The organism is Ensifer sp. (genome assembly GCF_031989085.1).
In the GTDB taxonomy this organism is placed as follows: Bacteria; Pseudomonadota; Alphaproteobacteria; order Rhizobiales; family Rhizobiaceae; genus Ensifer.
The window spans coordinates 387,305-399,628 of sequence record NZ_DALZXU010000001.1; the positions used below are offsets into that span (position 1 = coordinate 387,305).

At 63.4% G+C, this 12,324-nt stretch carries 13 protein-coding genes; 5 read left to right on the forward strand and 8 right to left on the reverse strand.

The window, feature by feature from the left end:
* Positions 1–115 precede the first annotated feature (115 nt).
* Both RTP54_RS01910 and RTP54_RS01915 read right to left on the reverse strand, forming a co-directional pair.
* The gene (locus RTP54_RS01910) at positions 116–1,321 is read right to left on the reverse strand and encodes an efflux RND transporter periplasmic adaptor subunit (protein WP_312360504.1); all 1,206 of its coding nucleotides are present in this window, start codon (positions 1,319–1,321) and stop codon (positions 116–118) included.
* Between the two features lie 83 nt (positions 1,322–1,404).
* Positions 1,405–2,229, reverse strand: a complete 825-nt coding sequence (locus RTP54_RS01915; protein ID WP_312363130.1) for an alpha/beta hydrolase — start codon at positions 2,227–2,229, stop codon at positions 1,405–1,407.
* Positions 2,230–2,369: 140 nt separating this feature from the next.
* On the opposite strand from RTP54_RS01915, the gene RTP54_RS01920 reads away from it, so the two are divergent.
* Entirely contained in the window at positions 2,370–3,281 is a 912-nt protein-coding gene (locus RTP54_RS01920) for a LysR family transcriptional regulator (RefSeq protein WP_112809067.1), read from the forward strand.
* A gap of 2 nt (positions 3,282–3,283) precedes the next feature.
* Here RTP54_RS01920 and RTP54_RS01925 read toward each other — a convergent pair whose 3' ends face one another.
* The gene (locus RTP54_RS01925; protein ID WP_112809470.1) at positions 3,284–3,679 is read right to left on the reverse strand and encodes a winged helix-turn-helix transcriptional regulator; all 396 of its coding nucleotides are present in this window, start codon (positions 3,677–3,679) and stop codon (positions 3,284–3,286) included.
* An 89-nt stretch (positions 3,680–3,768) separates the two neighbouring features.
* Between RTP54_RS01925 and RTP54_RS01930 the strand changes: the two genes are divergently transcribed.
* Positions 3,769–4,086 (forward strand): DMT family transporter, encoded by a 318-nt coding sequence (locus tag RTP54_RS01930; RefSeq protein WP_053248943.1) that lies wholly within the window; start codon positions 3,769–3,771, stop codon positions 4,084–4,086.
* 92 nt (positions 4,087–4,178) lie between these two features.
* Here RTP54_RS01930 and RTP54_RS01935 read toward each other — a convergent pair whose 3' ends face one another.
* From RTP54_RS01935 to dapD, 3 genes are all read right to left on the reverse strand, one after another.
* Positions 4,179–6,146 (reverse strand): DEAD/DEAH box helicase, encoded by a 1,968-nt coding sequence (locus tag RTP54_RS01935; RefSeq protein WP_312360512.1) that lies wholly within the window; start codon positions 6,144–6,146, stop codon positions 4,179–4,181.
* Positions 6,147–6,302: 156 nt separating this feature from the next.
* Positions 6,303–6,686 (reverse strand): DUF805 domain-containing protein, encoded by a 384-nt coding sequence (locus tag RTP54_RS01940; protein WP_312360515.1) that lies wholly within the window; start codon positions 6,684–6,686, stop codon positions 6,303–6,305.
* Positions 6,687–6,690: 4 nt separating this feature from the next.
* Positions 6,691–7,548, reverse strand: a complete 858-nt coding sequence (dapD, locus tag RTP54_RS01945; RefSeq protein ID WP_112809064.1) for a 2,3,4,5-tetrahydropyridine-2,6-dicarboxylate N-succinyltransferase — start codon at positions 7,546–7,548, stop codon at positions 6,691–6,693.
* 309 nt (positions 7,549–7,857) lie between these two features.
* On the opposite strand from dapD, the gene RTP54_RS01950 reads away from it, so the two are divergent.
* Complete coding sequence (locus RTP54_RS01950; protein WP_112809063.1) at positions 7,858–8,757, forward strand: LOG family protein; 900 nt, start codon at positions 7,858–7,860, stop codon at positions 8,755–8,757.
* 193 nt (positions 8,758–8,950) lie between these two features.
* On the opposite strand, the gene RTP54_RS01955 is transcribed toward RTP54_RS01950, so the two are convergent.
* On the reverse strand, positions 8,951–9,487 hold the full coding sequence (locus RTP54_RS01955; protein ID WP_162704282.1) for an EF-hand domain-containing protein: 537 nt from the start codon (positions 9,485–9,487) through the stop codon (positions 8,951–8,953).
* 123 nt (positions 9,488–9,610) lie between these two features.
* Entirely contained in the window at positions 9,611–10,324 is a 714-nt protein-coding gene (locus tag RTP54_RS01960) for a pyrimidine 5'-nucleotidase (RefSeq protein WP_312360524.1), read from the reverse strand.
* Between the two features lie 152 nt (positions 10,325–10,476).
* Here RTP54_RS01960 and RTP54_RS01965 point away from each other — a divergent pair, with 152 nt between their 5' ends.
* Positions 10,477–11,274, forward strand: coding sequence for a sterol desaturase family protein (locus RTP54_RS01965; RefSeq protein WP_112809060.1), 798 nt, complete (start codon positions 10,477–10,479; stop codon positions 11,272–11,274).
* Positions 11,275–11,336: 62 nt separating this feature from the next.
* Positions 11,337–12,251 carry a DMT family transporter gene (locus RTP54_RS01970; RefSeq protein ID WP_112809059.1) on the forward strand — a complete coding sequence of 305 codons (915 nt, stop codon included), beginning with the start codon at positions 11,337–11,339 and terminating at the stop codon, positions 12,249–12,251.
* The last annotated feature ends 73 nt before the right edge of the window (positions 12,252–12,324 follow it).

The window sequence follows — 12,324 nt, forward strand, 5'->3', positions numbered from 1 at the left end:
CAGGCAAACCTTGAGCGGTCGCGGCAAGACCTCTCGCCACGTGTCGGGATTTGCAGAGTGATGTCGGGGCGGCCGATCCCGCGTCAGTGATGGCCGACGCGGGTGCCGTCATGTCTTATTTGGTGGCGATCGACGCCGTCGTTTCTTCCACCTGCTGCGGTGCCACGAGCACGCCCGGGCGCACCCGCTGCAGGCCGTTGACCACGATGTTCTCGCCGGTCTTCAGGCCGCTTTCGACGATGCGCAGCCCGTCGGAATTCGGGCCAAGCGTCACCTGGCGGTATTCGACCTTGTTGTCGGCGCCGACGACGAAGACGAACTTCTTGTCCTGGTCGGAGCCGATGGCGCGATCGCTGATGACGAGCTTTTCTTCCGGCTCCGGTTCGCCGATGCGAATGCGCACGAACTGGCCCGGGATCAGCCGCCCGTCGGCATTTTCAAGCGCTGCGCGAACGCGGATCGTGCCGGTCGCCGCATCCACCTCGTTGTTGATGAGCTGGATATGGCCCGAGATCGGCGTGCCTTCGTCGGCAGCCGTGCCGACCTGCACCGGGATGCGTTCGATGGCGCTGCCGCCGGCGGACGCCTGGAGCCGGGCGAGGGCTGTCGTCACCACCTCTTCGCTGGCGCTGAAGCTGGCATAGATCGGGTCGATCGAGACCAGCGTCGTCAAGACCGGCGAGGCCGAACCGGCGGCAACGAGGTTGCCAGCCGTCACTTCCAATCGGCCGACGCGGCCGGAGATCGGTGCCCTGACTTCGGTGTATTGAAGATCAAGCTCGGCGGTGCGTAACGCCGCCTTGGCGGAGCGCACGCTTGCCTGCGCCTCGTCGAAGGCGCTGAGGCGCTGGTCGACGCCGCTTTGCGGGATCGCGCTGGTGGTGACCAGCTTGCGCCCACGGTCAAGCTCTGTCCTGGCAAGGGCGACGCGCGCCTCGGCCGCAGAGACCTGCGCCGCTGCCCGGTCGACGGCGGCCGCATAGGGCTCGGGGTCGATGGTGAGCAGCAGGTCACCCTTCTTCACCAGCGCGCCTTCGCGGAAGTGGCTTTCCAGAATGGCGCCGCCGACCCGGGGACGAATCTCGACCCGTTCGATCGCTTCGAGCCGCCCGGAAAAATCTTCCCAGGTGGTGATGCGGCGCGACTGGGCCCTGGCCACCGAAACCGGAACGGCCGGCGGCGCTGCCGCTGCCGTTTCGGTTGCGGCATCCGCTTCGAAATGCTGCGGAAGGCCGAGAAGGACGGCCGCTCCGCCAGCGGTAGACAATAGGATACTCAGGCCGGCGCCCCAAAGGGCCCGACGGGTCACTGTCGATGTCATTTTTCTCTCCTTGCCGGTTGGGAGCCGGCGCTTTTGCTGTTGTCGTCAGAAAGGGGGAAGGCCCATCGCCTTGTCGTCCCTTGCTAACGCACCGTCATTTCCGTCGGCTTTGCCCCCGCCTGTTGAAAGAAGCGGGAAAAGATGCCGGTAATCGTTTCCTCCTGGGCGGCCCAGGTTTCGGCATTCACGGTATTCTGCGGTATCCACCCGGCACGGCCGGGGAGAATATGGGACTGAACGCTGACGCCCGCCTGGCGAAGCCGGTCCGCATAGGCCGCGGTCTCGTCGCGCATCGGGCATTCCTCGCTGGTGAGGATCAGCGCGGGCACCAGGCCGGCGAGCCGCGTGCAATGTGCAGGCGCCGCGTAGGGGTGCGTGAAGCCGCCGCATTCGCCGAGGTAGCGCTGCCAGCCCTCGGCGATCGATTGCGCGGAGGTCTCGGGACAGTATTTGCGAAACGATGCGGTCGCCAGGCACGGATCGAGCATCGGCGACAACAGGATCTGGCCCTTGAGGTCGGTGAGGAACTGGTCGCGGGCCATCAGCGCCACGCCGGCCGCGATGTTGCCGCCGGCCTCTTCTCCGGCGATGAACAGCATCGACTTCTTGTGCGCGAACTGCGGGCAGCGCGCGCGCATCGAGGACAGCATCGAATAGGTGACGTCGAGCGCCGCCGGAAAGGGATTGAGGCAGGCGGAAGAATATTCCGGCGAGATCACGACGGCGCCGGCTGCTGCAAGCGCCTTGGCCACCCGCTCGCCGGCGGCAATCGAGCTGCCGACGAAGGAGCCACCGTGCAGGTGCAGTACGACCGGCGGCGGATTGAGCAGCGTCTCGCCAGTATAGACGCGTGCCGGGCACGAGCCTTGGCCCGTCTGCATCGTCTCCAGTTTGAAGCGTTCACCCATCTCTCTTGCCTTTGCCACGGGGTCATCCCACATGAGGCGACAACCCGCCATGATGGGAGAATAACATTGTCTTCTGTCTGGAATAGTCAGTTCAATCCGACTACACTATTCATTATCTCGAACAATCACGGCTATTGAAAATGGACCAGCTCACGGCCATGCGCGCATTTCTCCGCGTCGTCGAAACCGGCAATTTCACACGAGCTTCCGCTTCGCTCAATATGCCGAAGGCAACAGTCACCAATCTCATCCAGGGATTGGAGGCGCATCTGCGCACCAAGCTGCTCAACCGCACCACCCGGCGGGTTATCGTCACGCCCGACGGTGCGCTTTACTACGAGCGTGCCGCCCGGCTCGTCACCGATCTCGATGAACTCGACGGCAGCCTTTCGAGCGCCCAGACCCTGCCGAAGGGGCGGCTACGGGTGGAGATGGCCAGCGCCATTGCCAACCTCGTCATCATCCCGGCGCTGCCGGAGTTCCACAAGCGCTACCCCGACATCCAGATCGATCTCGGCGTTTCCGACCGCACCGTCGACTATGTTGCGGAGAATGTCGACTGCGCCATCCGCGTCGGCGCGCTCACCGACCAGTCGCTGATTGCCCGCCGCATCTCCGACATGAGCTTCATCGCCTGCGCCGCACCAGATTATCTCGATCGCTGCTCGACGCCGCAACACCCCTCCGACCTTTCGAAGAATTGCTACGTCGTCGGCTATTTCCGTCCACAGACCGGCCAGCAGATGCCGTTCTATTTCAAGCGCGGTGCGGAAGAGATCGAGGTCCATGGCCGCTATGCGGTGGCCGCCAACGAATCGACCACCTATCTGGCTGCCGCCCGCGCCGGCCTCGGCGTTATTCAGGCGCCGCGTTTCATGGTGCGCGAAGACCTCAAGACTGGCGCCATGCGTCCGGTGCTCACGGACTGGCAGATCGACCCGATGCCGATCTATCTGGTCTATCCGCCCAACCGGCACCTGAGCAGCCGTCTGCGCGTCTTTGCCGACTGGGTGGTGAAAGTCGTCGCCCAGTCGCAGCTTGACGGTGAATAAACCTATTTTCCCCGCTCCGCGTCGTAGCGGTCACGGGCGGCATCGAGCGCGCCGAAATGCGTCTCGGCCCAGCGATCGAGCACGAGCAGCGTCTCGCTGAGCGACCGTCCGACTGGGCTGAGGCTGTATTCCACATGTGGCGGAACGGTCTTCTTGTCCTCGCGGACGACGAGACCGTTGCGCTCCAGCTCCTTCAGCGTCTGGGTCAGCATCTTCTGCGAGACGTCGCCGAGGCGGCGCATCAATGCGGCATTGCGCATCGGTCCTTGCTCGAGCGCCGAGATGATCAGCATCGCCCATTTGCTGGCGATCAGCTCCAGCGCATGGCGCGACGAGCAGGTCGGATCAAAGACGTCGGGAACGGAGGCTGCGGGCGCATTCTGCAGGTCTGTCGACATTTCCATAGTTACCAAAAGGTGCGTAATTGCTCTCTGGTGCCTATGCTACCAGATTGTTCTCCAGATGAAAGTTTTCGATGGAGACGGCAATGGCATGGATCATCCTGATAGCGGCAAGCCTGATTGAAATCATCATGGGCCTGGCCCTCAAATATGCGGAAGGCTGGACGAAGCTGGTACCGAGCGTGATCGGCATCGCAGCCGCACTCGGCAGCGTCTATCTGCTCACGATCGCCATGCGCGACCTGCCGGCTGGCACGGCCTATGCCGCCTGGACCGGCATCGGCTCGGTCGGCATCACGGTGCTCGGCATCGTGCTGTTCGGAGACCCCGTCTCATGGATGCGCATTACCTGCATCGCCATGATCATCGTCGCCGTCGCAGGCCTTCGCTTCCTCGAAGCCTGAGGTGGTCAGGCTTGATAGCCGAGACGAAAAAAAGCGCCGCGATCGGATCGCGGCGCTTTTTGATTGGCTGTGGCGATACGCCTGGGCCGAGCTTAGCTCTGGCGGTTCTTGGCGTTGTTGCCCTTGGGCTTCGGCTTGAAGCCGCCGTCCTTGCCGGCGTTCGGCTTGGCCTTCTTCTTGGACCAGGCCTCGCGGTTTTCCGGCGGCTTGTCGTCGGTGTGGGCCGGGGCGGCGGCGTAGGCCGGCTTCTTGTCGAACTTGCGCTTCGGCTTGAAGTCGCCGTCGCTGCGCGCCGAATCGTCGGAATAGGGGCGCTTCTTGGCAAAGGCCGGCTTGTCCTTGGAATAGGCGGGCTTGTCCTTGGAGAAGTTCGGCTTGTCCTTCGAGAAGCTCGGCTTTTCCTGGCGCTGCTGCGAAAGGTCGGGTGCGCCCGGAAGCGTCTTGACCCGGATGCCCTTTTCCAGCATGCCTTCCTTGCCGATCGACGACAGGAAGCGCTCGGCGCCGTCGGACGTCATCTCGACGAAGGTTTCGTCCTGCTGCATGCGGATCGCGCCGATGTCGCGCTTGGTCAGCTTGCCGTGGCGGCACAGCATCGGGATCAGCCAGCGGGGCTCGGCGCTCTGCTTGCGGCCAACGGAAAGCGAGAACCAGCTGCCGTCGCTGAAATCGGCGCGCGGTGCGTCATAGTCTTCGCGCGGCCCGGACTTCTCGTCGCGACGCGGCTTGGCACGGCTGTCGCCGACGGCGACTTCGATCAGGTCTTCAGGCGCCGAACGACCCGAGCGGAACTGGCGAACGAAGGCTGCGGCCATCTGTTCAGCGCCGTGGAGTTCGATCAGGGCGCGCACGATCTCTTCTTCGTCCTCGCGGATAGGCTCGGCAAAGCTGGTGTCGGCAAGAAGGCGCTCGTCGTCGCGGCGGCTGACTTCGTCGGCCGACGGCGGACGGGCCCAGTTGGCGGTGATGCGGGCATTTTCGAGCAGGCGCTCGGCCTTGCGGCGCTGGCTCACCGGCACGATCAGGGCGCTGACGCCCTTCTGGCCGGCACGACCCGTGCGGCCACTGCGGTGCAGGAGCGTATCCGGGTTCGTCGGCAGATCGGCGTGGATGACCAGCTCCAGTCCGGGCAGGTCGATGCCGCGGGCAGCAACGTCGGTGGCGATGCAGACGCGGGCGCGACCGTCGCGCATGGCCTGCAGCGCGTGGGTGCGCTCGTTCTGGCTGAGTTCGCCCGACAGCGCCACGACCGAGAAGCCGCGGTTGTTGAAGCGGGCGGTCAGGTGGTTGACGGCCGCACGGGTCGAGCAGAACACGATGGCGTTCTTGGCTTCGTAAAAGCGAAGCACGTTGATGATCGCATTCTCGCGGTCGTTCGACGCGACGGTCAGCGCGCGATATTCGATGTCAACGTGCTGCTTCTGCTCCGAAGCGGTGCTGATGCGCACGGCATCGCGCTGGTAGTTCTTGGCAAGCGTCGCGATCGAGCGCGGCACGGTTGCCGAGAACATCAGCGTGCGGCGATCGTCAGGGGATTCCTCGAGGATGAATTCGAGGTCCTCGCGGAAGCCGAGGTCGAGCATTTCGTCGGCCTCGTCGAGCACGATGGCGCTGAGCGAGGAGATGTCGAGCGAGTTGCGGCGGATGTGATCGCAAAGGCGGCCGGGCGTGCCGACGACGATGTGGGCGCCGCGCTCCAGCGCACGCTTCTCGGTACGCATGTCCATGCCGCCGACGCACGACGTGATCGTCGCGCCGGTCTCGCCATAGAGCCATTCGAGCTCGCGCTTGACCTGCAGCGCCAGTTCGCGGGTCGGGGCGATGACGAGCGCCAGCGGCGCGCCGGGGGCGCCGAAGCGGCGCTCGTTGCCAAGCAGGGTCGGGGCCAGCGCCAGGCCGAAGGCGACGGTCTTGCCGGAGCCGGTCTGGGCCGATACCAGCGCATCCTTGCCCGCAAGCTCGGGATCGCGCATCGCCTTTTGAACCGGCGTCAACTCGTTGTAACCGCGCTTTGCCAACGCCTCGGCGATCGCTGGCGCGATCCCTTCGAATTCTGTCATCTCTCGTCTTTCGGATTTCGGTTTTCGCGCCGGTAAACGATCAAGACCTTGGATCAGGTCGTCATCAGGCGCCGATTGCCGCGGCCAGCATCTTGTCGCCGGCCTGTTCATGGCGCGCTACATACCCGTTCGGGCCCGAAATGTACAGTGCGCCGCTCAAGCGGCGGGTTCATCGCTGCGTTGGCCGAATTCGTTCGGCCCGTCGGTGCCCGGCCAGAGGCAGAGAGCGATGAAGACGAGGGGGCTGAGGACGGGAATGAACAGGCAAAGGGCGAGCGGTCCGGGATAGCCGATATCGTGCAGCCGCTTGATCGCGAGCATCGCGATCGACAGCGTCGAAACGATGCCGGAGACGATGAGCGCCAGAGTCCAGAGCGCGAGCGCTGTCTTGTGGTTTTCGCTCGCAAACATCTGCGCGACGACGAAGGCGCCGATCAGCAACCAGAAAAGCCAGGAGAGGAAGAAGGGCAGGCGGGTGATGCGACCGGAGGGGCTGAAGAACAGCCAGGTCATGCCAGACCGCCGCCCCTCCGGTGTCATCGCATCAATCTCGAAGCAGTTCGTTGATGCCGGTCTTGGAGCGGGTCTTTTCATCGACGCGCTTGACGATGACGGCGCAGTAGAGGTTCGGCGCCGGCTGGCCGTTGCCCATGGTCGAGCCTGACGGCATCGAGCCGGCAACGACGACAGAGTAGGGCGGCACTTCGCCATAGGTCACTTCGCCGGTGGCGCGGTCGACGATCTTCGTCGACTTGCCGATGAAGACGCCCATGCCGAGGACCGAGCCCTCGCGCACGATGCAGCCCTCGACGACCTCGGAGCGGGCGCCGATGAAGCAATTGTCCTCAATGATCGTCGGGCCGGCCTGCATCGGTTCCAGAACGCCGCCGATGCCGACGCCGCCCGAAAGGTGCACGTTCTTGCCGATCTGGGCGCAGGAGCCGACCGTCGCCCAGGTGTCGACCATCGTGCCTTCGCCGACATAGGCACCAAGATTGACGAAGGACGGCATCAGGATGGCGTTCGGCGCGATGTAGGCCGAGCGGCGCACGACGCAGTTCGGCACGGCGCGGAAGCCGGCCTTCTCGAACTCGTTGACGCTCCAGCCGTCAAACTTGGAGGCGACCTTGTCCCACCAGACGGATTCGCCCGGTCCACCGCGGATGATTTCCATCGGGTTGAGGCGGAAGGACAGAAGCACGGCCTTCTTCAGCCACTGATTGACGGTCCAGTTGCCGTCGGCGCCGCGCTCGGCCACGCGCACCTTGCCGCTGTCGAGCAGGTTCAGCGCCGTTTCCACGGCGTCGCGCACCGCGCCGCGCGTTCCGGTGTTGACGGAATCGCGGTCGTCAAAAGCGGTGTCGATTGTGTGCGACAGGGAAGAGAGGTCGTGGTTCGTCATCGGAATTCCTTACGTTCGGCGGTTATCCTGGCAAAGCTCTACTGCATAATTCCGCAAATCGGAATCGATTTAAGGACAAAATTAGCCGGCAACGCGCGGCGCGGCCGCGGCTCGTTCCGTGCCGGCGAAAAGGCGTGCGCCTGGAGCGGGTTCCTGAAAAGTTGAACCGCTTTTCGGCATGCCGGCCCCGGCAGGGCTTGGCAAGCCCGGGCGACTCCGGCATCAGGAGCATTCAAGACCGATGAAACAGGATGGGACGCGTCCGTCTGGGATGCCGATTGTCCGGAACGCGACGGGAAAGACGATAGCATGGCACGCATGAAGAAGCGCAACCTGCGCCGCAAGGATGGGGTTTGGGATCCGCTGGCGGATAGCTCGCAGAGCCGGCAACGGGCTCAGACGGTACCTCTGACGCCGCAATCGGCTTCGCCTTCCTATCGCCTTGCCTATATCGATGACGATTTCCTCTGCCGCGAGGAGCTGCGCCCGGTGCGGCTGCAGCTCGAACTCCTGAAGACGGAGATGATGCTGGAAGAGCACGGCATCAACTCGACGGTGGTGATGTTCGGCGGCGCGCGCATTCCCGAGCCGGGCGGCGACGCCTGGGCTGCCAAGAACGATATCCAGCGCAAGAACCTCGAAGCCGCCTCGGTCTATTACGACGAGGCGCGCAAGTTCGCGCGGATCGTCTCGGAACATTCCGCCAAGCTGCACCACAAGGAATATGTGGTCGTCACCGGCGGCGGCCCGGGCGTGATGGAGGCGGGCAACCGCGGTGCCGACGACATCGGCGCGCCCTCGATCGGCCTCAACATCGTTTTGCCGCACGAACAGGCGCCGAACCGGTTCGTCACGCCGGAACTGTCGTTCAACTTCCATTACTTCGCCATCCGCAAGATGCACTTCCTGCTTCGTGCCAAGGCCGTAACGGTGTTTCCGGGCGGTTTCGGCACGCTGGACGAACTGTTTGAAACGATGACGCTGATGCAGACCGGCCGTCTGGCGCTGGTTCCGCTCATTCTCTTCGGGGAAAAGTTCTGGCGCTCGATCATCAACTTCGAGGCGCTCGCCGAATTCGGCACGATCGCGCCGAACGACGTCGATCTCGTGCAATTCGTCGAAACCGCCGACGAGGCCTGGGACATCATTTCGCGCTTCTACGAGACCGTCGATCCGAAGTCGGTGCCGATGGCAAACGGCCGGCGCTAGAACGCTCCGCCACGGCGGATCTGAGCTTCGCCTTTCCAATCGACAAGGCCGCGCGCCATTTCTGGCGCGCGGCCTTGTCGTTGCGGGAGGATCCGAATTTCACGCCTCCCCCTTGCGATCGAACGCGATGCGAGGGGGAGGCGCCACGCAGGCGACACGCGCCACCGGGCGGAGGAGGGCGTCGCCATCCGGGTTAGATCTTCTTGGTCTCGGTCTTTTTGGTGAAGTCGGCGGCGTCGATGACGCCGTCGCCGTTCCGGTCGCGGCGCTTGAACATCTTCTCGGACGCGCTTGCGACTTCGGCAGCGCTCAGGGATCCGTTGCCGTCGGTGTCCACGCGCTTGAAGGCCTTCGGCCGCATGCCGGGCAGCATGGCCGGTCGCGCTTCCTTCAGCTGGGCAAGCGCGGTGTCGCGTTCCTTGCCCTCCTTGGCCTTGGCATCCTGCCAGGCCTTGCGGGCGTCGCGGAATGCCTGGCGCTTGGCCTTCATCTCATCGGCGCTGATCTGGCCGTCGCCATTGGCGTCGAAGGTTTTGAAGTTCGTTGTCATGCGCGCCTGGAACTCGTCGAGCGAAACCTTGGTGTCGCTGTTGGTATCCAGTCGCTTGATCATGCGTTCGGCCCGCTGCTCGGGCGTCAGCTTGTCTCTGGCGGCAAACGATGGCGCAGCCATTCCCGTAACGGCGACGGCGAGTGCCGTCACGCCAAGGATCAGGGTTCTGTTCCGCATCATGCTTCCTTTCGATCAGGGTTATCCCTGAGCGAATGATAGGCAGACGGGCGGCGTGCACCAGTTAAACTTTGGTAATTTAAGTCTTTGGCGGGAAAGGGGTTTTTCCCTGGCCAAATTGTGTCAGAGGCCGGCGACGACGCGCCTGAGGAAGCCGGTCAGGTCCTCGGTGACGTAGTCGATCTGCTCGTCCTCGTCGTTGGATTTCTCCCAGGATTCGGCGAACTCATATTCGAAGTTGCGCGGCACCAGGAGCACCGTCTTCATGCCGAGCGTCTTCGGAACCAGGAGGTTGCGCGGCAGGTCCTCGAACATCACGGCATTGCGGGTATCGACCCGGTGCAGGCTCATGAACTTGTCATAGGTTTCACCTGCGGGCTTCGGCACGAAATCGGCAGCGACGATATCGAAGATATCGTTGAAGTGATCGAGAATGCCCAGTTGCCGCGCCGTCATTTCCGCATGCGCGACGCTGCCATTGGTGAAGATGAACTTGCGCCCCGGCAGCGCCTTGATCGCTTCGCCCAGCGTCGGGTCCGGCGGCACGATGCTGTAGTCGATCGCATGCGCCATCTCGAGAAAGACGTTCGGGTCGATGCCGTGGTGGATCATCAGGCCTTTGAGCGTCGTGCCGTGATCGCGATAATAATCCTTCTGCAGCTTCTTCGCATCCGCCGGGTCCAGCGACAAAAGCTCTGCAACATAAGCCGTCATGTTGCGGTCGATCTGCGAGAACAGATTGACGTGGTGCGGATAGAGCGTGTTGTCGAGATCGAACACCCAGTCGGTGACATGGGCGAATTCGTCGTGGGTCGGCAGGCGATCGAGCTTTTTCATGACTGTCTTATGGCACGGGGATCGATGGCGGCAAACGGGAAAATAATGCGCCGGCGCGCCGGCACGCAATGCTGGCGCATAGATTTGCGCTTTGAATTGCCGCCAGCGCGTGGCAAATTCCGCCTCGCACGGTTCTTGGCGCGGGGACGCGGATGCCAATGTCGAACGAAGTGTTCTACCTGCTGTTTCTGTTCGGATTCTACACCTTCACCGTCGTGACCTATTTTGCCTTCGGCTACGCGATCACGTGGCTCAACGACCGCAATCCCGAGCGAAAGATCCAGAAGGGGCGCGGTTCCGACAAGCGGCGCAAGGCGGAAATCCGCCAGAGCCTGGCATCGATGTTCAGCGCTTGCCTGCCTTTGACGATCGGCCTCTACGCGCAGCAGAAGGGCTGGACGCCGACGCCCTGGGGTTTCAGCTGGTGGTGGGCGGTGCCGCTCTTCGTGCTCTGCATGATCCTCTATGACGCCTGGTTCTATTTCATGCATCGGCTGCTGCACACCAGGTGGCTTTATCCGCTGCACGCCCTTCATCACAGGAGCGTCGCGCCGACGATCTGGAGCACCTATTCGGAGGATGTCTTCGACAATTTCCTGCTGCAGAGCTTTTCGGCGGTCGTCGTTTTCGTCGTGCCGTTCCCGGCGGCGATCCTCATCGCGCATCGGCTGTTCGAACATTTCAACGGCATGATCGGCCATTGCGGCTTTGAATATTTCGCCACATCGAAGGCACGCTATCCGTCGCCGCTGTTGTGCACGACGTTCCATGATCAGCACCATTCCGGGTTCAGGTACAACTACGCCAACTACTTCTCCTTCTGGGATCGTGTGCTGGGCACGCTGGCGCCGAATTACGATCAGCGGGTGAAGGCGTTCGAGGACGAGGCGCCGGGCATCGCGATCAGCCCGTCGGTCGGATTGATGGACGCACCGGAAAAGGCAGACTGAGGCGCACTGCCCTGTGCAGCGGCCCCTTGGCAATGTCCGGGCCCGCGTGCTAGCTCGCAGCCATGGAAACCTGGGTCCTCATCACCGTCGCTGCGGCGTTCCTTCAGAACGTCCGTTCCGCCATGCAGAAACACCTGAAGGGCGTCATGGGCACGACGGGCGCGACCTTCGTGCGCTTCGGTTTCGGCCTGCCATTTGCGCTTTTTTACCTGTTCGTGCTCTGGCAAGTGGTGGGGCGTCCGCTGCCCGTGCCGAACGGCACCTTTTTCCTCTGGGCCGTCATCGGTGGCCTCGCGCAGATCGCAGCGACGTTCCTGCTCGTTCATCTCTTCTCCTTCCGCAACTTCGCGGTCGGAACCGCCTATTCGCGCACGGAGCCGGCGCAGGCCGCTCTGTTCGGCCTTATCTTCTTGGGCGAGCGCGCAAGCGAGGGCACCCTGGTTGCGATCGCCATCTCCGTCGTCGGCGTGATGCTGATTTCGGTGGCGCGCACGACGCTCAGCCCCCGCTCGCTGGTCACGTCGGTCTTCAGCCGCACCGCCGGCATCGGCCTTCTCTCGGGAACGTTCTTCGGGCTCTCGGCCGTCGCCTATCGCTCGGCCTCGCTGGCACTGGCACCCAGCTTGCCGGCACCCGATTACATGATGCAGGCAAGCTTCACGCTCGGCTTCGTCATCCTCTTGCAGACGGTGGTGATGCTGATCTGGATCGTGGCGCGCGAGCCGGGCGAACTGAAGCTGATTGCGGCTGCCTGGAAGCCGGCCTTCGTCGTCGGCTTCGTCGGCGCCTCCGCCTCCTTCGGCTGGTTCATGGCGATGACCTTGCAGCAGGCGGCAATCGTCAAGGTGGTGGCGCAGGTCGAAATGCTGTTCACCTTCGCCTCGTCCTTCTTCATCTTCCGCGAGTGGATCAACCGCCTGGAACTGATCGGCTGCCTGCTGATCGTGCTCGGCGTCGTGACGCTCGTGCTGATCTGACAACGGGCCGATCTGAAAAAAATAGACGCCCGAAAACCGGCGTCTCTTCGCCCCGTGGTCGTGGTAGAACCAC